Source organism: Halomonas sp. AOP5-B2-8 (assembly GCF_052376475.1).
Classification (GTDB): Bacteria; Pseudomonadota; Gammaproteobacteria; order Pseudomonadales; family Halomonadaceae; genus Vreelandella; species Vreelandella casei.
The window spans coordinates 82,041-106,430 of record NZ_JBQSVS010000003.1; the positions used below are offsets into that span (position 1 = coordinate 82,041).

Below are 24,390 nucleotides of genomic sequence, written 5' to 3' on the forward strand. Positions count from 1 at the left end.
ACGAGACTATTTCATACGCGCGTTTCAATCAAGCGCTACAATTATGCGTCTTTAGGATACATGTGAGCACTGTCTCTGTTTTAGAATTTAATTACCTAGTGGAGAACGTAAATGAGTGAATGGGTTGCAGAATTAGGTACGTTTTTAGTCCAGACAGCCATCGTGATAGCGATGCTGGTGATTGGTTTATTGCTCGTAACTCGCTCTAGGCAAGCTAAAGAGCGTGGTCTGACGCTTCGTGTTGAGCAGCTTAATGACCAGCGATTGGATCGTAGCCGCCGCCTGCGTTTGGCCACTGCGCTGCCTTCTGCGCGTAAAAAGCTGCTAAAAACATTTCGTCAAAATGAGAAAAAGCGCTTAAAGGTTCAAAAAAACGATCAACAAGCGCCACCAGCATCTCGTGTATGGGTGTTGGATTTTCATGGTGATTTAAAAGCCTCACAAACCGAGCATTTTGCTCAAGAGATCTCCGCCATTATCGACGTGGCTAGTGAAGAGGATGAAGTGGTGATCCGGCTGGAGTCAGCGGGCGGCTTAGTGCATGCCTATGGCTTAGCGGCTGCACAGATGGACCGGCTAAGTGCTGCGGGCCTTATTACGACGGTATGCATCGATAAAGTGGCGGCCAGCGGTGGCTATATGATGGCCTGTACCGCGCAGCATATTAAGGCTGCTCCTTTTGCTGTTATTGGATCGATAGGCGTTGTGGCGCAAGTGCCTAACATCCATAGACTGCTCAAAAAGCACGATATTGATGTCGAGTTGCTAACCGCGGGAAAATATAAGCGTACGTTGACCGTACTTGGTGAAAATACCGAAGAAGGCAAAGACAAGTTCTTGGATGATTTAGAGAACACCCATCGATTATTTAAACACTATGTTGCAGAGCGTCGTCCCACCATGGACATTGACTCGCTGGCCACCGGTGAAATTTGGTACGGCAGTGAGGCATTGCCCCAGCTGCTTGTCGATAGCGTAGGGACCAGCGAAGCCTATTTGACAGAGCGTATGGCGCAGGTACAGGTTTATACCGTCAAGCTTGAGGCGCCTAAAACAATGGGCCGGAAGCTTGGCTTAGCCGTTTCAGCGGGTGTCGAAACAGCAGCGCTCAAGGCACTAGGGCTGATCGACGCGGCTGGATGGCAGCGCCGCTAGCACTCATTCTGAGTAGTGGTGCGCCAATGCATCAAGAATGGCTTTGGCGCTTTCACTGCTTAATGAATAGTAGATGGTTTGTGATTCTCGGCGTGTGCTGACCAACTCATCACGCCTCAATATCGCTAAATGTTGGGATAGAGCTGACTGACTCAAGGCAAGCTGTTGATTTATTTGAGTAACTGACAGCTCTTTTTCAGAAAGTAAGCACAGTATTTGTAAGCGTTTTTCGTTTGCCAATGCTTTCAGTAAGCTGGTTCCCGCCTCAATAGCTCGGCAGTTGTGTTCAAGCAAACGTGTCGCGGCGCTTGTAGAAGCAGACATAGTGATTTCCTCGCCTACACTGTTACATAAGCTTATTTATATGCATTGTTATAATTTATCTCGGCATCGTCGCGTCGCGAAGATCAAGTTGTTTAATGATCAGTAATTTAGCGAGTTTTGTCCAAGGCTTTGTTTAACGGTTTATCAATGGTAAGTCCTTTGGTGCATTGTCGACAATAGAAGGGGTGTTGCATCCTTCTATGGCACGTTAGCCGATAGTATGAGGGTGCTAAGGCGATTTACTTTATACAGTGTCAACAATGCGTTTGCATAATAACGATGAGAACACTATGAGTCGCTACCACAATGCTTTCCAGCAGTCGGTTGAACACCCTGAAACATTTTGGGCCGAGGAGGCTAAACGTATCCCCTGGTACACGATGCCCCGCACGATACTCAGCTATGACGATCAGCATCACGCACGCTGGTTCAGCGATGGAGAAATGAACCTTTGCTATGCAGCTTTGGATTACCACGTTGAGCAGGGCAGAGGTGATCAAGCGGCCATTTTCTGGGATTCCCCCGCCACGCAGTCTAAGCAAACTATCAGCTATCGGGACTTGCGTGATCGCGTCGCTCATTTCGCCGGTGCCTTAGCCCAGCTAGGCGTTGAAAAGGGTGATCGTGTCATTATTTATATGCCTATGATTCCCGAGGCATTGATTGCGATGTATGCCTGTGCACGGTTGGGGGCAGTTCATTCGGTCGTCTTTGGGGGCTTTGCACCCCATGAGCTGGCCGCACGTATTGAAGACGCTGAGCCCAAGGTGGTGGTTGCCGCCTCGTGTGGCATCGAACTAGGTAAAGTGCTGCCTTATAAGCCGATGATTGATCAGGCGATTACTCTCAGTGCTCATAAGCCAAACGCTTGCGTCGTTTACCAGCGCACAGCGTATCAGGCACCGCTAGGCGCTAACGACTATGACTGGGATCAGTTAGTCGCAGGAGCGCCATATGCCGATTGTGTCCCGGTGAAGGGTACTGACCCGCTCTATATACTTTACACCTCAGGTACGACCGGTAAGCCCAAGGGTGTGGTGCGTGACACCGGTGGATACGCGGTGGCATTGGCGTATTCAATGGAGGCTATTTATGCCATGAAGCCCGGTGAAGTGTTTTTCACCGCATCCGATGTAGGCTGGGTGGTCGGCCACTCTTATATTGTTTACGCCCCCTTACTGCTGGGTTGCACGACTGTTGTATATGAAGGTAAGCCGGTTAAAACACCCGATGCAGGCAGCTTCTGGCGTTTAATTGAAGAGTATCAAGTCACCAGCTTCTTCACGGCGCCCACTGCATTCAGGGCAATGAAAAAAGAAGATCCCGATGCCGAGCTGCTGAAAAAATATGATATCAGTAGCCTGAAGCATCTTTACGTCGCCGGTGAGCGGCTTGATCCTCCGACGTTTCATTGGCTTGATGACTTGCTTGAAGTGCCGGTTATTGATCACTGGTGGCAAACTGAAACCGGCTGGCCGATTGCGGCAAATTTGCCTGGTATCGAACCGATGCTGACCAAAGCCGGTTCCGCGACGTACCCTGTACCAGGTTTCAATGTGCAGGTGCTTAACCGCGAAGGAGGCCAAGCTGAGCCTATGGAGCAGGGCAGTGTCGTCATTAAGCAGCCGATGCCTCCAGGCTGCTTAATTGGCGTATGGCGAGACCCTCAGCGTTTCCACTCGGCGTATATGGCGGCGTTTCCCGGCTACTATTTAACCGGTGATGGCGGCTATTTTGATGAGCAGGGCTATTTGTTTATTATGGGCCGTACCGACGATGTTATTAATGTTGCAGGGCATCGGCTTTCTACTGGAGAGATAGAAGAAGTGGTGGGTGCACATCCTGCCGTCGCAGAGTGTGCGGTAATTGGTATTCATGATGAGCTGAAAGGGCAACTGCCTATCGGGCTGGTGATTCCCAAAGATGGCTTCACAGGCGATGAGGCGACTCTGGAGGCAGAGCTAATCGCTCGAGTTCGTGAGCACATTGGGCCTATTGCCTGTTTCAAGCAGGTGTTAGTGGTTGATCGATTGCCTAAAACTCGCTCAGGTAAGATCTTGAGAAAGCTGCTGCGTACGATTGCTGATGGAAAAGAGTTTGGTATTCCTTCTACCATTGATGACCCTGCTAGCTTGGCCGATATTCATACGACTATGCGCCAGCGTTCGGTGGGTGCCGCCCACAAAGCCACGCCGCTTTGATTGATGCCATACGCCGCTCACGTAGTTGAGCGGCTTTCATTGCGCGGTAGAAGCCGTATAATGCTGCTCCCTAGCGCCACCTTGCGCTAATGACCTCGAGGGTTCCCTAACCCCTCTTCTTATGTACAAAAAGGCTTATCGACATGTTCGCATTGAGTGACGCTCAGCACCGCCGCTGCTTATTAGTAATGGTGGCCTTTCACATTGGCATTATTGCCGCCAGTAATTATCTTGTTCAGTTGCCGTTTACACTGTTTGGATTTCATACCACCTGGGGAGCCTTCAGCTTTCCGTTTATTTTTTTAGCCACTGATTTAACAGTGCGCTTATTTGGCAAAGGGCCCGCCCGCGCTATCATTCTTCGCGTTATGCTTCCTGCCCTGGTGGTGTCCTACGTGGTCTCAGTTGTGTTTCCACGGGGGAGCTTTGCCGGTATTGCAGCGCTTTCTGAATGGAATCTATTTGTCGCTCGCATCGCGCTCGCTAGCTTCTTAGCCTATGTGATAGGTCAGCTGCTTGATGTCCAGGTGTTTGACCGTTTACGCCAGTTATCCTGGTGGGTCGCGCCAGTGTGTTCAACGGTGCTGGGTAACCTTGCCGATACGTTCGCATTTTTCTCTACGGCGTTTTACAACAGCCCTGATCCGTTTATGGCGGCCCATTGGGTTGAAATTGCCGCCGTCGACTATGCAATCAAATTAGCGATCAGCCTGTTATTCTTCTTGCCACTGTATGGCCTGCTACTCGCCTGGTTATCGCGCCGTTTAGTTGTTTGGACAGGGCAGGTAGATAGCGTGCCGCGCACTGCCTAAAAACATTGCTAAGACATAGGAGCTTGTATGACTGACGCTGCCATCGTTGATCTCCACTGTATTGATATGCCCGCTGATGAGAATGCCTCTGACGCTACTCCGCTGGTGATAATTCACGGCTTGCTAGGAAGTGCTGACAACTGGCGCTCGCATTTGAAAGCGTGGCAGCGCTCGCGTCGGGTCATTGCTGTCGACCTGCGCAACCATGGCAGGTCTCCTCATGCTGAGGGCATGCGCTACGCAATGATGGCGGACGATGTTATAGCACTGCTCGACAGCCTTTCAATTGAGCGTGCGCATGTGCTGGGCCACTCAATGGGGGGCAAAGTAGCAATGAGCTTGGCCCGCCTAGCACCTGAGCGGGTTGTTTCGCTGATCGTTGCCGACATAGCGCCAGTCGCGTATGAGCATGGCCACGATGATGTGTTTGCCGCACTCGAAAGCGTTCGTGAAGGTAAGCCTAAAACGCGCAGTGAGGCCGATGTAATGTTGGGCGAACATGTCGACTCTCGCCCCACGCGGCTTTTCTTAGCGACTAACCTGGTGCGTAACGACGATAACGTGATGGCGTTAAGAGTGGGGCTAGATCAGATCAAACGGGGTTATAGCGATATTATTGGCGAGCCGGACGGTGAGCAACCCTACGAAGGGCCGACGCTGGTGCTGCGTGGGGCTGATTCCCCTTATGTCGCTGACGCCATGCTACCCGCACTACGTGCGGTAATGCCCAGCGCACGCGTCGTAACGCTTAAAAATGCCGGTCATTGGCTGCACGCCGATCAGCCTGAGGCTTTCCAGCAGGCCGTTGAGATTTTTTTAAACGCTCAATAAGCGAGATGGCGATCAAAGCTCTGTAACGGTAAGTCCATATTGCTCTGGATGACGCAAAAAACGGTTTAAAATTCGATAGCTATCAACATCAAAGAGCGTAGGGGTATCGGCTAACGCTGTGGCTTGTTCAATGCTCGCCGCGCTACCGAGGTAGCACCACTGGCGAACCACGTGCCAGGCAGGAGGGGAGTTGCCTGTCGGGCGCTCTTCAATAGCAATGCTGCCAGACCAAGGCCATGCATTGATTTGCAGTTGCTGTAACGCGCCCTTTGCGCGCTGTGTGTGAACAGCTATGGGCTCTTGCCCGTTACACGCTCCATTGCACTTGCCCAGCTGGTTAGCAAAACAGCGGCCCTTTCCCTTCTCAAGTCCCATAACGCGTGGGCAAAGCTGGTGTTCCTCAACGATTGAGCGAAGTGCCTTCTTAGCATCCGTTGCATTGCGAAATAAACCATACAGCTTTTTACTCTGTGGTTGGTTGAGGGCGCTACCGCTAATGAGCTCGGGGCAGTTTGCGCCTTCCGGCCAATGCCAGGTCGCCAGTTTTCCCTGTTTGCGTAGCTGCCGATTCATAATGGGCATTAATCTTTTCACTAGCTGCGCTTCGCGCAATTGAGCGCCTAGGTCGCCGGCTGTCTCCTCCCATTCAATCTGCTGAACCTGTTGCGCCAAGCGCATCTCTTTATCGTCCTGGTGGTCACGCTGAAAGTGGCCCAGCACGCGGCTGCGCAGATTAATGCTTTTACCCACGTAGAGTGGCAGTCGATTGTGGCCATAAAATAAATAAACACCCGGCGTGGCGGGTAATCCTTCGAGTTGAGCGCTATCAAGATGCGCAGGCAGCGTGCGGTGGCGCTGCTCTTCATTAAGAAGGTTCTGCCACGTATCGGTACTGTGTTCCTTCTGCCAGGCCTGCCATAGCGACCACAGCGCATTGACATCGTCGCCAGCCCGATGATGGCAAAGGGGAATGATATCGTAACGGCTGAGTAATGCTTTGAGATTATGCTGCCGCTCTTGAGGCGCTAGTCGCCGCGATATGCGTAGCGTGCAGATAATCGATGTGCGGTAATCCAGACCTGCGCGTTTAAATTCGTTGCGTAAAAAACTGTAGTCAAAGCGTGCGTTATGCGCGACTAAATGCCCATCGCCAAGCCACTCGCGCAGCGGCTTAGCTATCTGCACAAATCGTGGGGCGCTGCTTAGCATGCGATCGTCTATACCGGTCAACTGGCTAATTTGTGCCGGTACCTTACTCTCTGGGTAGATCAAGCTCGACCAACGATCAATCACCTCGCCGTTAGCAATTTTTAAGGCCGCTATTTCGGTAATACGGTCACGTGTCGCGCGTGTTCCCGTTGTTTCTAAATCAATAAAAATGAGGGCGGTTTCGCTCATGCGCCTCCCAAGCGATAAGTAAGCAGTTAGAGTACATGTGGGTCTACTGCCAAACGTGAGAGAGGGAGCGTGTCGTCTATAAGGCCCATTTGCAGCAAGTAAGTTTCAAATGCGGTGTAGCGGTGACTGTCAACGGCGGCAGGGCTCAGTGCCATGCGGCGTAAGATATCCTGCCAGGCGGCCGCGTTGATGTCATTGTCGAGCACGGGATGAGTGGCGGTTAATAGCGCCCATGCTGCGTCATGGTTTTCAACTATCCAATTGCTCGCCTCTTCAATAGCGGTTGTGAAGCGTGACCACGTATCTGCGCGGCGCACGACGGAATCACTGTTCGCGAGCACCACTAGCCCATCGTGGCGAGGGATGTCCAGCTCCTCAAAGCGTATCAAGTGCGTGGTAATCCCTTCGGTTGCTAGCTGCGGCGGTAGGTAGTGAAAGAAACCATCAGCCACTGCGTCTGCCTGGCCCTCTCTCAATGCTCTTGTCGGATCAAAGTGTAAATTCTGAGGGGCAGAAAAATCATCTGTTTGTTGTACAGAGCGCGGCACTAGTCGTGGGATACTTAAATTAAGTCCTTCGCGGGTGGTGTAGCCATAATGCAATCCCGCTAGATTTTTTGCGTTATCAAGCTGCTCAGGCCCCATTACGACTACCGCTGTTAATGCTGTTTCAATCAGTGTCGCAATTCGAATAATAGGGGCGCCTTCATGGGCATAAAGGTGTAGCAAAGGCTGGCGCGTTAACGCTAAATCTACCTCCCCGGCCGTTAGTAGTTTGATGGCGATAGATGGATCTGCCGGTGACTGAATGTCTACCTCAAGGCCTTGAGCGGCATAGTAGCCACGTTCTTTGGCCACCACGAGCGCTGCATGCTGGGGGCTTAAGTACCAATCCAGCATTAACGTAATGTTTTTTAATGGCGGTGGCTCTAGCGCAGGCGCCGGTGTCAGGGCCATGGTCGGCACTTTATCTTCGCTGATATCCTCAATAGGAGTCCACAGTGAAGGTGGCACTACCACAACGGTTTCTAGCGTCAGCGGAATCGCTGTCTGGTCGTTTTTCTGATCGTCGTTGTCAGCGTGACAAACGGAAGTGAAGAGCAACAAAGTGACAATAACGGTGAGTAACGCAAAGTGCCACTGGCGTGATCGGCAGCGCAGCATAGTCAGTAACTCCAAATCTTGTGACGACGAAGTGTAGCCGCGGAGTAAAGCTCCTGACCAGCCCTTTAGGCATAAGCGTAAGCCGTCAAGGCACAGTAAATTAAATGGTTACATGCAATAATAGCGCTGTATTGAAGTAGAGGCAGAGAGTCATGGATGCAATTTATATGTTCTTTTTGGTGGGCGGCGCGCTGATGGCGCTGAGCATCTTGGCAAGCCGCTTATCTTCAATGATGGGTGTACCTGTACTACTTATTTTCCTAGGGCTGGGCATGCTGGCGGGTGAAGAGGGCGTGCTTGGTGTGGTGTTTGATGATTACTCCATGGCGTTTGCTATTGGTCATCTCGCGCTTGCCATGATCTTGTTAGATGGCGGCTTGCGTACTCGCCTTAAAACCTTCCGGGTTGGTTTTAAACCGGCACTTTCTTTGGCCACGTTTGGCGTTTTTATCACCAGTGGTATCGTTGGCTTAATCGCGATGTGGATTTTTGATCTCACGCTGGTGCAGGGGTTATTAGTCGGTGCGATTGTTGGTTCGACCGATGCTGCTGCCGTATTTTCAATGCTTAGTGGCAGCGGCGTTAATCTTAATGAGCGGGTAGGGGCTACGCTTGAAATAGAGTCAGGCACCAACGACCCGATGGCGATTTTCCTGACGCTAATGTTGGTGGAGTTGCTGGTAGGTGAGATTGGCGGCCCAACGGACACGCTGCTATTTTTCATTTCGCAATTTGGAATTGGCTTAATTGTTGGGATCGGCGGTGGCTGGCTAAGTGCCAAATTGCTGCGCTGGCTCGACTTAGCACCGGGCCTTTATGCAATGTTAGCGCTGGCGTTAGGATTTAGCGTTTTCGGCTTCGCCAGCGTATTGGGCGGTAGCGGATTTTTGGCGATTTACCTAACCGGTCTGATGATTGGCAATCAGCCGGGGCGGCACCTCAATTTCATTTTGCCTGTACATGACGGCTTGGCATGGCTCAGTCAAATCGGCCTATTCTTGGTGCTGGGTTTATTAGTAACGCCCAGTGAGCTATGGGACGTAGCGCTGCCTGCCAGCTTGGTGGCGCTAGCGCTGATATTTGTCGCTCGCCCATTGGCCGTGCTGATTGCTATTAAGCCATTTTTCAAATTCCGCTGGCGCGAAACCTTCTTCATATCCTGGGTAGGGTTGAGAGGCGCCGTTCCGATTGTACTGGCCATCTTCCCCGTTATAGGCGGGGTCGAAAATGCCTCTCTGTACTTTAACATCGCCTTTGCTGTTGTATTGATGTCACTGCTGGTCCAGGGCGGCTCGCTAACGCTAATGGCCCGATACCTAAAGGTAGAGGTGCCGGTTGGCACCGTCCCCAACCGACGGGGTCCGCTGGGTATTTTGCCCGAAAATGACTTTGAGCTATTTGTTTATGGCGTAGAAAATCAAGATTTAGAAGACGTGCCTATTCGCCTGCTGCGTTTTCCTTCTGGGGCATTAATTTCTGCGCTGTTTCGTAATCACGCCATGCTGCAACCGAAGGGCAGTACGCGCCTGCAACTGGGCGACGTGATTTGCGTTATTGGTCGCTCAGCGGATTTGAATACCCTTAATCGGTTGTTTAATGGTGATGCGAAACTAAAACAGGAGCGCGAGTTCTTCGGCACCTTTACGCTGGATGGCACCTCACTAATGCAAGATGTGGCCCTAGCCTATGGTTTAACGTTAAGCGACGGAGAGGCGGGCATAACGCTGGCTGAATTTGTTGCCATGCGCGTAGGAGGGCATCCAGTGCTAGGGGATGATGTGGACTGGCACGGCATTCACTGGGTAGTCAGCGAGATGGAAGGTGGAAACATTACTCGCGTTGGTATTCGATTGTACTAAGGGCGTTGACTTACAAGGAAAAGCTGGTAGTATATGCACGCATAAGCCGGAGGGATGGCAGAGCGGTTGAATGCACCGGTCTTGAAAACCGACGTAGGTGAATAACCTACCCAGGGTTCGAATCCCTGTCCCTCCGCCACCTATTAGGAAAAAGCCGCTGATTTCAGCGGCTTTTTTGTGTCTGTAACAAGGGAAATACAGTTGGGGAAATCCTATGCCTGCTTTGCAGCGAGAGAGTACCTTGGCTGCAAGTATCTGCGGCTCTTACAATTACGTTTGGGCCATCTCTATTAGGTTCAACTCAGAGCTGCCTTAGTTCAGCCTCGCTGGAGTGACACACCACAGAGAGATGCGGCCTTAAGATTGCAAACGCCTTCTGAGATCATCCAGTAGCCATTGTCCAGCATGCCCTAGGGGCCGGTTACGCTTATGCGCGGCATAAATTGTTAACCCTTCCTCAGGCGTTGGATCGTTCTCAATGCGCAGTGGTACCAAATTTCCAGCACTGATTGACTTCGCTATGAGATGTTCTGGCATGCGGCACCAACCGAAACCACCCAGCAGAAAATCCAGCCGTCGACCAAGATCCGCGAAGCGCCAAATTCTTGCGCTTGCAAGCCCAAAGTTGGCGCTTCCTGGATCGATCGGATCCGATAGAACGAGCTGAACATGTGGCTCCAGGTCGAGTTGCGTCGCCGCTCGTCCAAGTTGTGCCAGCGGATGCCCAGGAGCTACCACAGCCTGCATCCGAACGCGAAGCAGTGGATAGGCAGTCATATCATCCGGAATGGCAGGAAGCAGCAAGCAGATACCAATGGCTGCCGAGTCGCTTCTTAGCTTCCGCAGCGAACCTCCCAATCCTTCGGTCGAAAAATTGACGGGCAAATTCAGAAAGGTCTGGTTTAAGGCAGATAGGCTTTCGATGAGGGGTGCCGATGGAACTAAAGGATCGATTGCAATGACAAGCTCTGGTTCCAATCCCATGCGCACTCCCATAGCGACTCCCTCAAACCTAGCGGCGCTTGCCAATACTAATCGCGCCTGCTCGACAAGCACTCGTCCTGTGTCCGTTAATACGGGACGGTAGCCACTACGCTCAAACAGCGAGACGCCCTGTATATCCTCAAGCGTCGCGATCGTTTGGCTAATTGCCGATTGGACGCGACCCAGTTTCCGGCCCGCCGCTGAAAAGCTTCCCTCATCAGCAATCGTCACTAAAACGCGTAGCTGATCAAGTGTAAGGCTTTCTATCAAAGTGGATTCCCCTCAATCTATATCATAAAAACCGATTGACTTAATCATAATTTAATCACTTCCGGTAATTAATAAATGTCTTTATATTTTCCAAACACACTCATTTGGAGAGACACGCCGATACGGCGCTATCTTCTTTACTTTTTTGGGGATTTAAAATGGAAAAGCTTTTGGTTATAGAAGCTAGCCCTCGCGGTGAAAGCTCAGTATCACACAACATGGCGCGGAGATTTGTACAAGAGTGGGAAACCGCTCACTCTGATGGTGTCATCATCAACCGCAACCTTTTGGAGACAGGACTTCGGTTCGTTGACGCTGCATGGCTACAAGCCTACTTCACACCTGCGGATAAACATTCACCCGAAATGGCTGCCGCATTGCAGCTTTCAGACGAACTTGTTGCGGAATTGCTCGCCGCTGATCACATCGTTATTGCAACACCTGTTTACAATTACAATGTTCCGGCTGTCCTGAAGGCTTGGGTGGATCACATTGTTCGTAAGGGTTTGACCCTTGGCTTTGATGGAAGCGGTTTAGTGACTGGCAAGAAGGCAACTGTACTGATCGCATCTGGAGGTGTATACACCGAGGGCTCACCCATTAAGAACCGCGATATCGCAACTCAATATTTGCGTCTAGTACTGAATGTCATTGGTATTTCCGACGTAACGCTAGTGGCTGGAGGTGGGGCAAAGGCGGTAGATCTAGGCGAGGAAAGCATGGCGAGCTTCGTGGAAAAGCTCGGCAAGCAGCTTGAATGGGCTTCTAAAGTTTAATATCAGGCAGTCCAGCATACGGCCTGTGCTCTTTATCGATATGCTGAAAGTTGCCAGTTTACTCGGCAGCAGCCCTTATAAGCGCGAGTAGATGGCCAGCACTATTTTGAGCGAGAAGCTGGATATTTCGGTTTGTCAGGCGTGAAACAACCGGATGCCGAAAGACGTAAAGTTGTGGCTATCAATCTGGCCGATGCCGAATTGGCGACCGAGCTTGTCATACCTGAGAATAAGTATGTCATGAACGATGCGGCCCTGTTCGGCGGACATTTGCTGACGACTTATCTCTGTGATGCGCATACTCAGATGCGCCACTTCACGCTTGATGGTACTGCTGACGGCACGGATCAACTGCCGGGGATAGGCAGCGCTAAAGCTTGGCACCGAGCGGGACAGTTGGAGAACAAGCAGAATGTCTTTGATGATTTTATCGCGGTCAGTGAGTTCCTTATAACGCAAGGCATCACGATGGAAACTGGTTTGGTTGTCCAGGGCGAATCCAATGGTGGGCTGGTAGTGGATGCTGTAGTGAACCAACGACCAGACCTTTATGCGGCAGCCTTACCTGGCAGGAAACTCAGCGACCGTTTTGGGGCATCGGTTTCCGCGCTTCGTGTACAGTAGACCAGGTGTACCGGCTGTCACTACTTCGTAATCCACGAAGATACGATTGATGCACGTGATCTGTTGCAACACTTTGAGCGAAACCATACTTATTTGTCTCTTTTTAACCTGGCGTGGTTGCGGATCGCCTACATAAACAGCCGAAGGATCAACCCTTGCTCATTCTCATTCAACATTATGACTGACTCCCCAAAAGTCGTTTTTTTCGAGTGCGAAGGTCGTCTTGTTCTAGAGCCGCCGAAAATATTGGCCTCCAGCTAAGAATGTGGTGCTGCAAGAGTGTAATAAGCTCGCCCGTCTCACCGGCATCAATAAGTTCAATAATGCTGTAATGCTCCCCGACTGATTCACGTTGTCGGTCCACCCCTGCACCCGAGCGAATACCGAAGAGGCGCATCCTATCTCGAAGGGAGAGTGCTGTCTTGGCTAACAGTTCATTTCCAGACGCCATGAACATGGCATTGTGAAAGGAACGGTCGGCGACAAGATAAGCACGAACATCATCCTCCTTGACGGCACGTTCGATTTCGCGGGCATAGTGTTTTAGCGGTTCTGTGTCGCATGGCGTATCGGCCATCATCAATTTTGCGGCCTGTATTTCTAAAAGATCGCGCATAGCGAAAAGATCTTGCAGCTCCTTCATCGACGGTCGCGAAACCCTAAAGCCTTTATTTCTAACAGGCTCGACCAACCCGGAATTTGCCAATTCGAGCAATGCTTCACGAACGGGAGTCGTTGAAACATCGAGCTCAGCTGATAATGCAGGGACGGAGTAGAGCGTCCCTGGAAGGCTCTCACCTGAAATGATTTCGGAGCGAAGCTGCTTCAGGATGCGCTCGCGAAGATTCTGTTGCATTGGCGTGTTCACTCAGATTTTTGGATGCGTTTTTTCAATGATAATTCGTTACCTTTGACAAGGCCAGAATCCAAATGCATTATTGTAGCGCGCTACAATAATGCATTTAAAAGTGCGAGGTCGGCTCATGACTGAACAAAGGTTCAAGGGATATTGCACGCTCTGCCGTTCACGCTGTGGCTCAGAGACGGTTGTGCGTGGTAACCGTGTTGTGTCTATTGAGCCCTTACGCGACCACCCAACTGGCGGTGCTCTTTGCGCGAAGGGGCGAGCTTCTCCCGAGATGGTTCACAGTCCTGAGAGGCTACGCACTCCTCTACGGCGAATTTCTCCCAAAGGCGCTCCGAACCCCAAATGGGAGGCAATTTCTTGGAACGATGCGCTTGACGAAGTTGCTAGCCATCTGGGTGACATCAGGGACGTAGACGGTCCCGAAGCGGTTGCTTTTGCGATTACCACGCCGAGCGGTACCCCCATGGTGGATAGTTTCGAGTGGGTTGAACGTTTCGTTAGGTGCTTCGGCTCGCCCAATCTTATCTACGCCGTTGAGGTTTGTGGCTGGCACAAGGACTATGCCCATGAACTAACCTTCGGACGCGGCATCGGTTTTGCCGACTATGAAAATGCCGACGTTATCCTCCTTTGGGGTCATAATCCGGCAAGGACATGGCTTGCCCAGGCTAGTCGAATTGCCGAAGCTCGCAGCCGAGGCGCGAAGGTTGTCGTCATTGACCCCAAGCCAAATGGATCTGGGCAGCAAGCCGACGTTTGGCTGCGAGTGCGTCCAGGAGCTGATTCGGCGATCGCGATGGGCGCCATCCGCCATCTAATCAAAACGAACACCTATAATGATGCGTTTGTCCGCCGGTGGACAAACGCCTGCGTGCTGGTCAACCAGCAAACGGGCAATCTTGTCCGCGCGGAAGATCTCTGGGGCGGGGAAGGGCCCAAGCATCTTGTTGTGGTCGATAAGAGTGGAGTACCGCGAAGATTCGATCCTTGGGCCTCTGAAGCAATGGCTGATGATTTCAAACTCAACCATGAACTTCGGCTGACCGATCGAAACGGTACCGAATTTATCGCCAAGACGGTTTACTCCTTGCTTGAGGAAACTGCCGAACCTTTTACACCGGCACATGTCGCTGACGTCAGTTGGGTAGATAGGTCCGCACTTATACAGTTTTACGCCTTACTCGAGGGTAATCCAAAGCTGGCATACCATTCTTGGACGGGGGTCGGGCAACATACCAATGCCACTGCCATCGAGCGTGCCATTGCGAGTATGTATGCCTTGACGGGCGCGTGCGATATACCTGGCGGAAATATATGGCCGACACCGCCACCGACGCGTACCGTCAATCAGCTTTCACTGTTACCGAAAGGGCAGAAGGAGAAGGCCCTTGGACTTTCTGAGCTGCCCCTTGGACCTCCATCCCGCGGATGGATTACCGCCCGCGATTTCAGCCGTGCAGCTACCGAACATTTACCTTACCGAGTTCGGGCATTGATGAGCTTCGGTACTAACTTTGTGGTATCGCAGGCTGATGCTGAGCGCAATCTGGCGGCGTTACGCGCATTAGACTTCCATGTACACGCGGACATTTTCATGAACCCGACAGCGGAGTGTGCTGACATCATACTACCGGTGAATTTGTCCCCAGAGCGTGATGCATTAAAAATCGGTTTCGAAATCAATCAGGCGGCGGTTGAGACCCTCCAGTTTCGCCCCAAAATGATCGATTGTGAGTTCGATGCTCGCGCCGACTATGACATTGTTTTCGATCTTGCCTGCCGTCTGGGTCTTGAGGTGGATTTCTTTGGCGGTAGCATAGAGGCGGGGTGGAATTGGCAGCTTGAGCCATTGGGAGTGACGGTCAATCAATTGCGACAATCCCCCGGCGGAAAGAGGTTTCCCCAACCATCGTCATTGCAGAAACATGGCCAGCTCGCGCTAAAGGATAGGCTTAAAGGATTTCCTACTAGCTCGGGGCTTGTCGAACTCTATTCTGAGCAACTTCTAGACATTCACTACCCCGCCATTGCCTGCCATGTCGAGCCTTTGGAAAGCCCAATGCACGCGGATAGCAAGGGAGCGAACTTCCCTCTTACATTGACTACTGCAAAATCCGGCTGGTTCGTGCACAGCTCTCATCGGCATATTACGTCCCTCCGTAAGAAATCACCTGACCCCATGATAGAAGTTAGCGGGACGCTTGCGCGTTCACGTGGGCTGTCTGAAGGAGACTGGGCCTATGTCGCGACCACTGCCGGTAAAGCTCTGCTGCGGGTGAAACTGAATGAGGCGCTGGACGATCGTGTGGTTCTGGCTGAATTTGGCTGGTGGCAGTCTTCGCTAGCTCTTAACCGTGCTGAAACTCCAGTATCTGGTCCAAACACAAGTAATATAAATGCGGTACTGAGCGATACAGCACACGATCCAGTCAGCGGTTCAGTTCCATTGCGTGCCATCCAGTGCGAAATCAGCCCGCACCCAACCCGGAATATCGGGCGTTGGAACGGTTGGCGTGATTTCAACATTGTTCGAATACGGCCAGAGAGTAGCAATATCATCGCTATTGAACTGGCACCTGCGGACGGTCAGGCCCTGCCGGAGTTTCTGCCAGGGCAATATGTCGCTACCAGAGTCGGCCCAGATGGCCCAGCCCGTTCCTATTCATTGACCGGCTCTGGCTTGTTCTCCAACACACTATCGATTGCCGTTCGGCGTCAGGGCACAGACCTCGAAGGGCTGGAAGGAAAATCGCTCTCGGCTTCCCTTCATAAATTATCTATCGGTGACGGCCTCCAGCTTGAATCTCCAGCCGGGGTGTTTAATCCTCCAACGCATGGTGACCGACCCATTGTCTTCATCGCAGCTGGTATTGGCATCACACCGTTTATCAGTGCACTAGAACGCCTCGTGGCCGAAAGTGGAAACACTGAAATCATGTTGCTTCATGGATGCCGAAGTGGGGACGAGCACCCCTTTTCAAACAGGCTAAAAGAGTTTCGTACGGCGCTGCCTAATCTGCATAGCATCACCGCATATTCTGCTCCTCTACCGTCCGATGAGATTGGCAAGGATTACACGGTTCACGGTCGGGTAGATTTTTCGGCGGTCACTCTGCTCCAGTCAAGAAGACCACTCATCTACATCTGTGGATCCCCTGGCTTCATTGACAGTGCGAACCAGGCGATGAAAGCACTAGGCATTCCGGCGTTTGACATCATGTTCGAGGCCTTTACCTCGCCTAGCCCTGTTCCCCTTGAGTTACAGCCTCAAATCGTTCACGTAGCAGGAACAGGGAATAGTTTTGAGTGGCGACCAGAAATGGGCTCGATCCTTGACGCCGCCCTTGAGCATGGCTTTTCGCTACCGAGCGGTTGTCGCGTCGGTCAATGTGAGAGCTGTATCTGCGAGCTTATTGATGGAGAAGTCGCGCATCTTAGCGGCAGCGAATTGGAAGCAAATCAGTGTTTAACCTGTCAGGCCGTGCCGTTGACAGAGATTACAATCGCCACGTAAGAATAAAACAAAAAGGAGGTAAATGAAGTGTGCACTCCAAGACGAGATCCCAAGTCAGCCCAAGCGGGAAATGAGAACATGGTTATGCGCTTATCACGCGTCATGGTCTCACCCTGTGGTCTGCTCGTGAAATAGTGCTAGCAGAGAAAGGAGCATAGTACTACCAGAGGAAGGGTATTCGTCGATGTCTGCCGGATGGTGGAACACCAGCATATCGATTGGGATAACACTATAAAAACTGACCAGCGCCACTCTGACCTACCGTCATCATCGCGGTATTAATCACTGACCTCCAGGCGGAACCACATCATGTTTAAAACATTCACTAACGGCTTTGTTAACGCGTTTGATCGCTACATGCCCGACCCGCTAATTCTGGTACTTTTCATCACATTAATTGTGTTCTTAGCTGGCATTGTTTTTCAAGGCCAAGCACCTGTGGCAATGCTCGGCTATTGGCAAGATGGGTTTTGGAATCTGCTAAGTTTTGCAATGCAGATGACGCTTATTCTTGTGGCAGGGTTCTCCGTAGCGCGTACGCCAGTATTTATGGGGCTGGTAGATCGTATCGCTGGCGTAGCGAAAACGCCTGGACGTGCCATTTTAACAGTGAGTTTCACAACGTTAGTCCTATGCTGGATTAACTGGGGCATGGGCCTAGTGGCTGGTGCAATTCTTGCCCGCGAATTGGCCCGGCGAGTCGAAGGTGTCGACTATCGACTATTGGTGGCCAGTGCCTATGCGGGCTTCATCAGCTTTCATGCTGGCCTATCAGGGTCAGCAACGCTGCTTATTGCAACGCCAGGGCACTTTCTTGAAGATCAGATCGGTTTGATCCCGACCAGCGAAACAATCTTCAGTGCACTGAACCTAAGTATATGCGCGGCGATCCTTATCGTGTTACCGCTGACCTGCCGCTTATTGATGTGGGGTATCGATAAGCCTGTGACTGTAAATTCTGACAACCTAAAAGAAGACGTCGTTAAGGACAGCCCATCAGAGGCGCTGCGTCCGGCTGAACGTTTAGAGCGGTCCAAGACATTAGCATGGGTAAGTGCGGCATTGGGCTTTGCTTCGGTGGTCGTTTATGCCGTAAATGGGGGTGGCCTCAATCTAAACATCATCATCTTCGTGCTCATTTTTCTAGGCTTGGCTCTGCACGCTAGCGCACGCAGCTTTCTTGCCGCTATCGATGAGGCGGCGCGCGGGGTTTCCGGCGTGCTTATCCAGTTTCCGTTCTATGCTGGGATTATGGGCATGATGAGTGCTTCAGGTCTGGGGGCTGAGTTAGCACAAGCGTTTGCCAATATTTCGACGCCTGGCACATTGCCGTTTGTGAGTTTTCTATCGGCGGGCATACTCAATATCTTCATTCCATCGGGAGGAGGGCAATGGGCGGTTCAAGGGCCTATTCTTGTCGAGGCGGCCCAGTCGCTAAACGCAGATCTCGCGGACGTTGTTATCGCGTTTGTGTGGGGTGATGCTTGGACCAATTTGATTCAGCCATTCTGGGCACTGCCCGTATTGGCAATTGCTGGGCTCAAGGCGCGCGATATTATGGGTTTCTGCGTGATAATGATGGGCACAACAGGCGTCGCGATTTCCGCCATATTGTTGTTATTTTGAAAAAAAAACGGGACAGAGTTCGTTTGGCCTACCTGTGTCGAAGCGCTATGTTTTCTGGTATTTCGTGATATTTATTTGCCTCTAGCTTTCACAAGGTTGTTGTTAATATAGCGCTTCATTGCTGGGGTTACTTGCTAGATAGCGTCCTGGGCAGTCTGTTCATTGTGCCGCTGCAGTAGAGCAAAGGCTCAAATTCGCTTTCCCATCTGGAGATACTCAACCTCGCCAACGACAGTGGTATAGGCGCGACCCGTATAGTTCACTCATAGAAGCCACTTTAATGCCTCTGACTCGCCAGGGGCATTTTTTTCTAAAATTCTCCTGTGTGCACGAGCTATCTTTCATTAAGAGTCATTTAGTCACTTATCTTTTCATCATCCTTGGTTGAACCTATTCTTCTGCTTGTTGCTCAATAGATATGGGTACGGCAAAAGGAGATCTGCCATGAACAGTGTAGATAAGTGCCAAAAGTGCGGTAAGGAATACAACCCCGACGTTGAGATCGAATCTAAAGCGACACCTACATGTGATTCTTGTGGGGCAGCGCTTTTTGAGCCAACCGCGGAAGCAGACTTTGAAAGAGAAGGTGAGGAACATCTTATTGAAAAAGGGCTGCGAAAAATCGCGGGTGAAATAACAGGAGATAAGAATTAATTCCGTGGCTAGGATTTAATCTTTCCTATCATTTACCTCTAATGTCGACTTCTAAGCCCCTACGCTTGTCGCGGTGGGGGGCTTAGAGCTTTGCTGAAAAGGCTTCTAGCTTTCTAGAGAACCCGGCTGAGCCGTATCAAAAACCAGACGTATTAATCTTTGTCCCTCGCATACAGTCACCGTAGGCCATCGTGTCGCCCATTTTTTCTGCTACATCGCGGCAATCTGCGGTTCGTGATGAAGAAGGACCTGAGCTGCAGCCTGCCAGCAGTACGGCAATTAAACACAGTGGAATGAGTGCTTTCATGGATAACTCCTTATCAGTTAAATAATCCTGCTACATTTAACAGCATCTATGCGGTCTATGTCGATTGGCTAAAATTTATGCGTGCGAATGCGAAGCATATCTCCGCCATTGATATGCGAATATTCCTCAGAGCCGTAAAATGGCAATCAACCATCGGGTCTGCTCGTGACGGAACGTCAACGTAGGCACTAGTGTCTTAGCTGAAATAATCTTTAACGAGGAGTGGCGTATGGAGCGTGTATTCGCATGGGATCATCGACGCGAGCAAGTGGTTTATCGTATTCCAGGGCATACGCATGATGATGGTAGAGAAGATAGCGACTTCTCACCTGTCTGGCTGCCGAGCAGCGAGTCAGAGTTGCCGGATGGCATCTCCGTCGATGACCTGCGAAAAGTAACCGTTAAGGATTGATTCTATCGATGGAAAAATACCAATCCTGCTGAAGCGGACCACCTGATACAGGCGTTAAGTATTTGAGAGATAGATAATTGTGAATAGGAATATCATCCAAAAGTCTTCTAAGAGCGGTTAACATTATTTAATTCACGTTAGGCCCCGTTGTTTATCTAAAAATAATCGTTATTATGCTGTCAGCTTGATGCTATTAATTCACTAAGGAAGATCTACCATGTTGAAAGGATTGATTGTCTGCTTTGCGGTGCTATTTGCTCAATTGGCAGTGTTGCATGTGATCGATGCACGTCTATATAGCTCTCCTCAAGATGCCCGTCAAACGGCAGTCACGACCGTGACCGCTCACAAAGATGATGAAGAAGAAGCACAAAGTTAAATAATTCTTCCATCAGACGATGACCTAGTGGCACGGCTCGCGTCACTAGGTGTTCGTAAGAGTTAGACTTATTTAGGTATCTCATTTAGCCAGCCTTTAAACGTTGCCCACGAACGCTGGTCGGCGTTTTCTCGGTAGGCAGCGCTTCCAAACACGCTAAATGCGTGCGGGGCACCGAAATAAATACCGACTTCGTAGGCAATGCCCGCTGTTTCAAGCTCACCTGTGAGTAGTGCAACGTTGAATTACCATTTGCGTAGACGACAAGTACTTGCGTCTGGAACTCAGTAACGGCATTCTTGTCCGTCGGTAGAATACTATTAGGGAGCATTAACACATGGCTTACAACGACTCACGTATGGCACGCCCCCAGTCCGGTGGTGTGGCAAACAGTGTCAGTACGAATAAAGTATTGCGTAATACCTACGCACTGCTGGCGATGACACTCTTGTTTTCGGCAGTAACAGCGGGTGCCGCTGTTGCAATGGGCATCCAGCAAATGAACATTATCGTGTTCTTTGTCGGTGCTTATGGACTGATGTTCCTTGTCCATAAAACGGCGAATTCAGCGACAGGGTTGCTGGCTACGTTTGCGTTTACGGGGTTCATGGGCTTTACCCTTGGGCCGATTCTTTCTGCTTACCTAACGCTTCCTAACGGCGGCGCATTGATCATGAATGCACTTGCTATGACGGGGCTTACGTTTGTTGGTTTGTCCGCTGTAGCACTTACGACCAAAAAGGATTTTAGCTTTTTAAGCAATTTCCTGATGGCAGGTGCAATCGTGCTGATTCTTGCCATGGTCGCGGGCATCTTCTTCAATATTCCTGCGCTGTCACTAATGGTATCGGCGGGCTTCGTACTGTTTGCTTCAGCTGCCATTCTGTATCAAACCAGTGAAATCATTCACCGCGCCGGTGAGACTAACTATATTCTCGCTACCGTGACGCTTTACGTATCAATCTACAATCTGTTTGTTAGCCTGTTGTCGATTCTAGGTATTATGAGTAACGATTGATTTTAAACAGCGCTAGACGATAGGACAGGCCCTTTTATGAGGGCCTGTCTTTTTTTTAAGCTAGCTGTGACTAGGTATTAAGATGATGCAGTACGGTTTATTGGTGATGGGGGCTCCGTATAGCAGTCCTGCACCGCATTCTGCTTTAAGGTTTGCCCACGCAGCTATTGCGCGGGGGCACCGGTTGGCGGGAGTGTTCTTCTATCACGAAGGTGTCCATAATGCGTCTTCACTGATGACACCTCCGCAGGATGAACTCAATCTCAATGAAGCCTGGTTCGAGCTTCATCGTCTGCATGACGTACAATTAGATGTCTGTATTGCTGCAGCGTTGCGCCGGGGGCTGATGAGCGAATCGGAAGCGCAGCGGCATGGTAAGCAAGTGTTTAATATTGAGAAACCCTTTGAATTAACCGGTCTTGGACAGTTACTTGAGTTACAACAGCGTTCTGACCGCTTTATTACTTTTGCTTAAATGGTGAGTCAATGGCGGCACCTGATGCACTACTGGTGATTATTCGCCATGCACCTCACGGCTCAAACTGGTTACGTGAAGGATTAGATACGGCACTGGTCGCGGCGGCGTTTGGACAGCCGGTAGAACTGTTATTTATGGGGCAGGGTATAATGGCACTGTTAAAAGAGCAGGGTAGTGGCGCACCAGGTCAGAAAGCCACACTACCAACGATCGATATGCTGGAAATGTACGATATTGATAAGCTCTGGGTGCCACAAGAGGGACTAGAAAGCCTGAATATATCCGCAGATACACTTGTCGATAGCGTAACCCTAATAGCGAATGTCGATATCCCCAATCTATTGCGGCAACACGCAAAAATACTCAACTTTTAGTGGGGCATAACGATGTTACACATCCTCACGAATATGCCAGATAGTAGTGTATATGCTCAAATGCAGCTTGCAGCAGGGGCTCAAGATTCCGTGTTATTGATTGAAGAGGCGGTGACTGCCGCTCTAAATCCGACCTGGAACGCATGGCAGTTCTTTCATAAGCGCATTTATTTGCTTTCAGAAGACCTTGCTTCTAGAGGCCTTGTAAAGAGAGCCGCTGATCATGGATTACCTACGATCGATGTAGACGGTTTTGTCGTACTGACAGAACAGAATGAAAAAATAGTAACTTGGTATTAAGTATGACTAACTCGAAAATATACCGTTATCTTGATTTAGAAAAAAAATGGGGCCTTGATCCTGAAGGGTATCTTGTTAATCAAGCTGACTGGAGCGAGCCCGTAGCTGAGTTAATGGCAAGCGAAGAAGGGTTGCCACTGACCCCTGCACACTGGGAAATAATAGATGTTGTGCGGGCTTTTTATCAGCGCTATGAAATGGCACCGGCGATGCGGCCGTTGGTAAAAGCAACCAAAACGGCACTGGGTGAAGAGAAGGGCCGTTCCATCTATTTGATGCAGCTTTTCCCAGGCAGCCCTCCTAAAAGGATTGCCCGGTTAGCCGGTTTGCCAAAGCCGACTAATTGCCTCTAACGCGCATTTTTCACTCACGTTAAGCAACATCACCGCGCGTACACACCGAAAGCACCACTGCATCGCTATGGCTAGTCGAAACAAGCGCATGGCCCATATCACTATCGAAGTAAATACTGTCGCCTTCAGCTAACACTAGCGGGGCATAAAACTCGGTGTGGAGCATGATATCGCCATGTAGCACCATTAAAAATTCTTCGCCATCATGGCGCACCCATTGTTGATACTCATCGAAACTGCGGGCGCGTACGATAGTTTTGAAGGGGATCATGCGCTTTTGGGCTAACTGATGCCCGAGTAATTCATGCTCGTAGGTAGGCGTAGGATGTAGCTGGCCTTTACCTTTTCGGGTTAAATCGCGGCGGCCCATGGTGTAGCGCTCGCGCTTTGGTGGCGTCAGCAGCTGAGGCAGGTCAATGTTCAGACCCGTCGTTAGCTTCTGCACCACGCTAAAGGTAGGTGACACTTGGTCATTCTCAATTTTAGACAGCGTTGAACGTGCAAGCCCTGTACGCTGGCTTACATCTTCCAGCGTCCATTGGTTAGCTAGACGAATTTGCTTGAGTCGTTCGCCCAGGCGCAGCGGTTCGACAAACGGTTTGCTTCCCGATGCAATACGCAGCGCGGCATGTTCTTCAGTAGTTGCGGTCATAAATCGTCACATTGGCTGCGTTAACGTGGGGGATTTAAATATAGATATGATATCACAGCTCAAACTAACACCTATTGAGCTTGGCCCAGGGTGGACCTTAAGGCACTTCGGCGAAGGGTAGCCCTAGTAGCGCTTTTAAATGCGCTTCGACACCACTGGCTAGAGATTTTGGGTTATAGCCACCTTCAAGCACCGAAACAATACGGTTATCAGCGTAGAGCGTGGCGATTTCCATAGCGAGATGCGTGATCCAGTAAAAGTCTTCATCCTCTAAGCAAACGTCGCCCATGGGATCATCACGATGGGCATCAAAGCCTGCAGATATCATAACTAAATCTGGCTTAAAAGCATGCAAAGCGGGCAGCCAATGACTTTCGATAATGCGTCGAAACTCGGGCCCATCGGTGCCAGCTTCTAATGGTGTATTCACAACGTTTTGCCACTCACTGCGTAAGTAGCGCCACGGATAAAACGGGTATTGGAAGCTTGTGCAAATGAGAATTCCAGGATCGTTTTTAAAAATATCGATCGTGCCGTTGCATTGATGCACATCAAAATCCAGGATGGCAATACGCTTAGCACCATATTTTTCGCGGGCATGGGCTGCGCCAACGGCAATATTATTATAAAAACAAAAGCCCATGGCATCACTGGCCTCCGCATGGTGGCCAGGCGGCCTAACGGCACAAAACACATTATCTGCCTGGCACTTGAATACCTGATCAACCCCTCGAATAACAGCGCCGGCGGCCACTCTAGCGGCTTTCAGACTGTCAGGATTCATCATGGTATCGTCATCCAATGCGATGATGCCTTCGGTGGGTAAACACTTTTCCAGCGCGCGAAGATGACGCAAGGGGTGTACCCTAGCTAGCGCCTCTTCACACGCTTCTTTAGCGTCGGCCTGCATGGTCTGCTGCAGTACGCCCGCAAGCGATAGGTGGGCGCGAATAGCCTCCAAACGCTGAGGGCTTTCCGGATGCTCTGGCCCCATATGGTGCAATGAGCAATCGGGATGGGTAAGGTAGGCGGTAATCATTCAAGCGCTCCATTATTAT

The 24,390-nt window shown here is 50.7% G+C and carries 26 protein-coding genes and 1 tRNA gene; 18 read left to right on the top strand and 9 right to left on the bottom strand.

Annotation, left to right across the window (positions count from 1 at the left end):
* Positions 1 to 111: 111 nt before the first annotated feature.
* Positions 112 to 1,155 carry a protease SohB gene (gene sohB, locus ACT3RP_RS07930; protein ID WP_483393592.1) on the top strand — a complete coding sequence of 348 codons (1,044 nt, stop codon included), beginning with the start codon at positions 112 to 114 and terminating at the stop codon, positions 1,153 to 1,155.
* Positions 1,156 to 1,158: 3 nt separating this feature from the next.
* Here the strand turns inward: sohB and ACT3RP_RS07935 are convergent, their stop codons facing one another.
* Entirely contained in the window at positions 1,159 to 1,479 is a 321-nt protein-coding gene (locus tag ACT3RP_RS07935; RefSeq protein ID WP_483393593.1) for an ArsR/SmtB family transcription factor, read from the bottom strand.
* Positions 1,480 to 1,739: 260 nt separating this feature from the next.
* On the opposite strand from ACT3RP_RS07935, the gene ACT3RP_RS07940 reads away from it, so the two are divergent.
* The 3 genes from ACT3RP_RS07940 (at position 1,740) to ACT3RP_RS07950 (ending at position 5,323) form a co-directional block, all read left to right on the top strand.
* Complete coding sequence (locus ACT3RP_RS07940; protein ID WP_483393594.1) at positions 1,740 to 3,680, top strand: propionyl-CoA synthetase; 1,941 nt, start codon at positions 1,740 to 1,742, stop codon at positions 3,678 to 3,680.
* 143 nt (positions 3,681 to 3,823) lie between these two features.
* Entirely contained in the window at positions 3,824 to 4,492 is a 669-nt protein-coding gene (locus ACT3RP_RS07945) for a 7-cyano-7-deazaguanine/7-aminomethyl-7-deazaguanine transporter (protein WP_096279963.1), read from the top strand.
* 27 nt (positions 4,493 to 4,519) lie between these two features.
* Complete coding sequence (locus tag ACT3RP_RS07950) at positions 4,520 to 5,323, top strand: alpha/beta fold hydrolase (protein WP_444625420.1); 804 nt, start codon at positions 4,520 to 4,522, stop codon at positions 5,321 to 5,323.
* A 12-nt stretch (positions 5,324 to 5,335) separates the two neighbouring features.
* Here the strand turns inward: ACT3RP_RS07950 and ACT3RP_RS07955 are convergent, their stop codons facing one another.
* Positions 5,336 to 6,721, bottom strand: coding sequence for a 3'-5' exonuclease family protein (locus tag ACT3RP_RS07955; RefSeq protein ID WP_483393595.1), 1,386 nt, complete (start codon positions 6,719 to 6,721; stop codon positions 5,336 to 5,338).
* A 26-nt stretch (positions 6,722 to 6,747) separates the two neighbouring features.
* Positions 6,748 to 7,884, bottom strand: coding sequence for an ABC transporter substrate-binding protein (locus tag ACT3RP_RS07960; protein ID WP_444625422.1), 1,137 nt, complete (start codon positions 7,882 to 7,884; stop codon positions 6,748 to 6,750).
* A gap of 152 nt (positions 7,885 to 8,036) precedes the next feature.
* On the opposite strand from ACT3RP_RS07960, the gene ACT3RP_RS07965 reads away from it, so the two are divergent.
* Together ACT3RP_RS07965 and ACT3RP_RS07970 are read left to right on the top strand one after the other, a co-directional pair.
* On the top strand, positions 8,037 to 9,743 hold the full coding sequence (locus ACT3RP_RS07965; RefSeq protein WP_483393596.1) for a potassium/proton antiporter: 1,707 nt from the start codon (positions 8,037 to 8,039) through the stop codon (positions 9,741 to 9,743).
* Between the two features lie 48 nt (positions 9,744 to 9,791).
* A tRNA-Ser gene (locus ACT3RP_RS07970) sits at positions 9,792 to 9,882 on the top strand.
* 218 nt (positions 9,883 to 10,100) lie between these two features.
* Here the strand turns inward: ACT3RP_RS07970 and ACT3RP_RS07975 are convergent.
* Complete coding sequence (locus ACT3RP_RS07975) at positions 10,101 to 10,997, bottom strand: LysR family transcriptional regulator (protein WP_483393597.1); 897 nt, start codon at positions 10,995 to 10,997, stop codon at positions 10,101 to 10,103.
* 158 nt (positions 10,998 to 11,155) lie between these two features.
* On the opposite strand from ACT3RP_RS07975, the gene ACT3RP_RS07980 reads away from it, so the two are divergent.
* Positions 11,156 to 11,773 carry an FMN-dependent NADH-azoreductase gene (locus tag ACT3RP_RS07980; RefSeq protein ID WP_483393598.1) on the top strand — a complete coding sequence of 206 codons (618 nt, stop codon included), beginning with the start codon at positions 11,156 to 11,158 and terminating at the stop codon, positions 11,771 to 11,773.
* Positions 11,774 to 11,914: 141 nt separating this feature from the next.
* Positions 11,915 to 12,397 carry a prolyl oligopeptidase family serine peptidase gene (locus ACT3RP_RS07985; protein ID WP_483393599.1) on the top strand — a complete coding sequence of 161 codons (483 nt, stop codon included), beginning with the start codon at positions 11,915 to 11,917 and terminating at the stop codon, positions 12,395 to 12,397.
* Between the two features lie 175 nt (positions 12,398 to 12,572).
* On the opposite strand, the gene ACT3RP_RS07990 is transcribed toward ACT3RP_RS07985, so the two are convergent.
* Positions 12,573 to 13,253, bottom strand: coding sequence for a GntR family transcriptional regulator (locus tag ACT3RP_RS07990; protein ID WP_441686074.1), 681 nt, complete (start codon positions 13,251 to 13,253; stop codon positions 12,573 to 12,575).
* A gap of 127 nt (positions 13,254 to 13,380) precedes the next feature.
* On the opposite strand from ACT3RP_RS07990, the gene ACT3RP_RS07995 reads away from it, so the two are divergent.
* The 3 genes from ACT3RP_RS07995 to ACT3RP_RS08005 all read left to right on the top strand — a co-directional run bounded on the left by ACT3RP_RS07995 (position 13,381) and on the right by ACT3RP_RS08005 (position 19,059).
* Entirely contained in the window at positions 13,381 to 16,779 is a 3,399-nt protein-coding gene (locus ACT3RP_RS07995; RefSeq protein WP_483393600.1) for a molybdopterin-dependent oxidoreductase, read from the top strand.
* Between the two features lie 309 nt (positions 16,780 to 17,088).
* Entirely contained in the window at positions 17,089 to 18,405 is a 1,317-nt protein-coding gene (locus ACT3RP_RS08000) for a short-chain fatty acid transporter (protein ID WP_096279983.1), read from the top strand.
* A gap of 444 nt (positions 18,406 to 18,849) precedes the next feature.
* Positions 18,850 to 19,059 carry a hypothetical protein gene (locus ACT3RP_RS08005; RefSeq protein ID WP_096279985.1) on the top strand — a complete coding sequence of 70 codons (210 nt, stop codon included), beginning with the start codon at positions 18,850 to 18,852 and terminating at the stop codon, positions 19,057 to 19,059.
* A 136-nt stretch (positions 19,060 to 19,195) separates the two neighbouring features.
* Here ACT3RP_RS08005 and ACT3RP_RS08010 read toward each other — a convergent pair whose 3' ends face one another.
* Positions 19,196 to 19,366, bottom strand: a complete 171-nt coding sequence (locus ACT3RP_RS08010) for a hypothetical protein (protein ID WP_176483394.1) — start codon at positions 19,364 to 19,366, stop codon at positions 19,196 to 19,198.
* 229 nt (positions 19,367 to 19,595) lie between these two features.
* On the opposite strand from ACT3RP_RS08010, the gene ACT3RP_RS08015 reads away from it, so the two are divergent.
* Positions 19,596 to 19,778, top strand: coding sequence for a hypothetical protein (locus ACT3RP_RS08015; RefSeq protein WP_096279987.1), 183 nt, complete (start codon positions 19,596 to 19,598; stop codon positions 19,776 to 19,778).
* A gap of 217 nt (positions 19,779 to 19,995) precedes the next feature.
* A complete protein-coding gene (locus ACT3RP_RS08020) occupies positions 19,996 to 20,157 on the top strand; it encodes a hypothetical protein (RefSeq protein ID WP_176483395.1) in 162 nt (53 codons plus the stop codon).
* 68 nt (positions 20,158 to 20,225) lie between these two features.
* Here the strand turns inward: ACT3RP_RS08020 and ACT3RP_RS08025 are convergent, their stop codons facing one another.
* Entirely contained in the window at positions 20,226 to 20,360 is a 135-nt protein-coding gene (locus tag ACT3RP_RS08025; protein ID WP_096279989.1) for a dienelactone hydrolase family protein, read from the bottom strand.
* A 134-nt stretch (positions 20,361 to 20,494) separates the two neighbouring features.
* Between ACT3RP_RS08025 and ACT3RP_RS08030 the strand changes: the two genes are divergently transcribed.
* The 5 genes from ACT3RP_RS08030 to ACT3RP_RS08050 all read left to right on the top strand — a co-directional run bounded on the left by ACT3RP_RS08030 (position 20,495) and on the right by ACT3RP_RS08050 (position 22,680).
* On the top strand, positions 20,495 to 21,175 hold the full coding sequence (locus ACT3RP_RS08030; protein ID WP_483393601.1) for a Bax inhibitor-1/YccA family protein: 681 nt from the start codon (positions 20,495 to 20,497) through the stop codon (positions 21,173 to 21,175).
* Positions 21,176 to 21,260: 85 nt separating this feature from the next.
* Positions 21,261 to 21,650 (top strand): sulfurtransferase complex subunit TusD, encoded by a 390-nt coding sequence (gene tusD, locus ACT3RP_RS08035; protein WP_483393723.1) that lies wholly within the window; start codon positions 21,261 to 21,263, stop codon positions 21,648 to 21,650.
* 11 nt (positions 21,651 to 21,661) lie between these two features.
* Entirely contained in the window at positions 21,662 to 22,027 is a 366-nt protein-coding gene (tusC, locus tag ACT3RP_RS08040) for a sulfurtransferase complex subunit TusC (RefSeq protein WP_483393602.1), read from the top strand.
* Positions 22,028 to 22,039: 12 nt separating this feature from the next.
* Entirely contained in the window at positions 22,040 to 22,327 is a 288-nt protein-coding gene (tusB, locus tag ACT3RP_RS08045) for a sulfurtransferase complex subunit TusB (protein ID WP_483393603.1), read from the top strand.
* 2 nt (positions 22,328 to 22,329) lie between these two features.
* Complete coding sequence (locus tag ACT3RP_RS08050; RefSeq protein ID WP_483393724.1) at positions 22,330 to 22,680, top strand: TusE/DsrC/DsvC family sulfur relay protein; 351 nt, start codon at positions 22,330 to 22,332, stop codon at positions 22,678 to 22,680.
* A 19-nt stretch (positions 22,681 to 22,699) separates the two neighbouring features.
* Here ACT3RP_RS08050 and ACT3RP_RS08055 read toward each other — a convergent pair whose 3' ends face one another.
* Together ACT3RP_RS08055 and ACT3RP_RS08060 are read right to left on the bottom strand one after the other, a co-directional pair.
* The gene (locus tag ACT3RP_RS08055) at positions 22,700 to 23,332 is read right to left on the bottom strand and encodes a helix-turn-helix domain-containing protein (protein ID WP_096280000.1); all 633 of its coding nucleotides are present in this window, start codon (positions 23,330 to 23,332) and stop codon (positions 22,700 to 22,702) included.
* A gap of 97 nt (positions 23,333 to 23,429) precedes the next feature.
* The gene (locus ACT3RP_RS08060; RefSeq protein ID WP_483393604.1) at positions 23,430 to 24,371 is read right to left on the bottom strand and encodes a histone deacetylase family protein; all 942 of its coding nucleotides are present in this window, start codon (positions 24,369 to 24,371) and stop codon (positions 23,430 to 23,432) included.
* Positions 24,372 to 24,390: the final 19 nt, after the last annotated feature.

Bases quoted from the DNA above. Each gene is read 5' to 3' on its own strand.
- sohB (WP_483393592.1), top strand. From the start codon at position 112: ATGAGTGAATGGGTTGCAGAATTAGGTACGTTTTTAGTCCAGACAGCC.
- ACT3RP_RS07935 (WP_483393593.1), bottom strand. From the start codon at position 1,479: ATGTCTGCTTCTACAAGCGCCGCGACACGTTTGCTTGAACACAACTGC.
- ACT3RP_RS07940 (WP_483393594.1), top strand. From the start codon at position 1,740: ATGCGTTTGCATAATAACGATGAGAACACTATGAGTCGCTACCACAAT.
- ACT3RP_RS07945 (WP_096279963.1), top strand. From the start codon at position 3,824: ATGTTCGCATTGAGTGACGCTCAGCACCGCCGCTGCTTATTAGTAATG.
- ACT3RP_RS07950 (WP_444625420.1), top strand. From the start codon at position 4,520: ATGACTGACGCTGCCATCGTTGATCTCCACTGTATTGATATGCCCGCT.
- ACT3RP_RS07955 (WP_483393595.1), bottom strand. From the start codon at position 6,721: ATGAGCGAAACCGCCCTCATTTTTATTGATTTAGAAACAACGGGAACA.
- ACT3RP_RS07960 (WP_444625422.1), bottom strand. From the start codon at position 7,884: ATGCTGCGCTGCCGATCACGCCAGTGGCACTTTGCGTTACTCACCGTT.
- ACT3RP_RS07965 (WP_483393596.1), top strand. From the start codon at position 8,037: ATGGATGCAATTTATATGTTCTTTTTGGTGGGCGGCGCGCTGATGGCG.
- ACT3RP_RS07980 (WP_483393598.1), top strand. From the start codon at position 11,156: ATGGAAAAGCTTTTGGTTATAGAAGCTAGCCCTCGCGGTGAAAGCTCA.
- ACT3RP_RS07990 (WP_441686074.1), bottom strand. From the start codon at position 13,253: ATGCAACAGAATCTTCGCGAGCGCATCCTGAAGCAGCTTCGCTCCGAA.
- ACT3RP_RS07995 (WP_483393600.1), top strand. From the start codon at position 13,381: ATGACTGAACAAAGGTTCAAGGGATATTGCACGCTCTGCCGTTCACGC.
- ACT3RP_RS08000 (WP_096279983.1), top strand. From the start codon at position 17,089: ATGTTTAAAACATTCACTAACGGCTTTGTTAACGCGTTTGATCGCTAC.
- ACT3RP_RS08005 (WP_096279985.1), top strand. From the start codon at position 18,850: ATGAACAGTGTAGATAAGTGCCAAAAGTGCGGTAAGGAATACAACCCC.
- ACT3RP_RS08010 (WP_176483394.1), bottom strand. From the start codon at position 19,366: ATGAAAGCACTCATTCCACTGTGTTTAATTGCCGTACTGCTGGCAGGC.
- ACT3RP_RS08015 (WP_096279987.1), top strand. From the start codon at position 19,596: ATGGAGCGTGTATTCGCATGGGATCATCGACGCGAGCAAGTGGTTTAT.
- ACT3RP_RS08020 (WP_176483395.1), top strand. From the start codon at position 19,996: ATGTTGAAAGGATTGATTGTCTGCTTTGCGGTGCTATTTGCTCAATTG.
- ACT3RP_RS08030 (WP_483393601.1), top strand. From the start codon at position 20,495: ATGGCTTACAACGACTCACGTATGGCACGCCCCCAGTCCGGTGGTGTG.
- tusD (WP_483393723.1), top strand. From the start codon at position 21,261: ATGCAGTACGGTTTATTGGTGATGGGGGCTCCGTATAGCAGTCCTGCA.
- tusC (WP_483393602.1), top strand. From the start codon at position 21,662: ATGGCGGCACCTGATGCACTACTGGTGATTATTCGCCATGCACCTCAC.
- tusB (WP_483393603.1), top strand. From the start codon at position 22,040: ATGTTACACATCCTCACGAATATGCCAGATAGTAGTGTATATGCTCAA.
- ACT3RP_RS08050 (WP_483393724.1), top strand. From the start codon at position 22,330: ATGACTAACTCGAAAATATACCGTTATCTTGATTTAGAAAAAAAATGG.
- ACT3RP_RS08055 (WP_096280000.1), bottom strand. From the start codon at position 23,332: ATGACCGCAACTACTGAAGAACATGCCGCGCTGCGTATTGCATCGGGA.
- ACT3RP_RS08060 (WP_483393604.1), bottom strand. From the start codon at position 24,371: ATGATTACCGCCTACCTTACCCATCCCGATTGCTCATTGCACCATATG.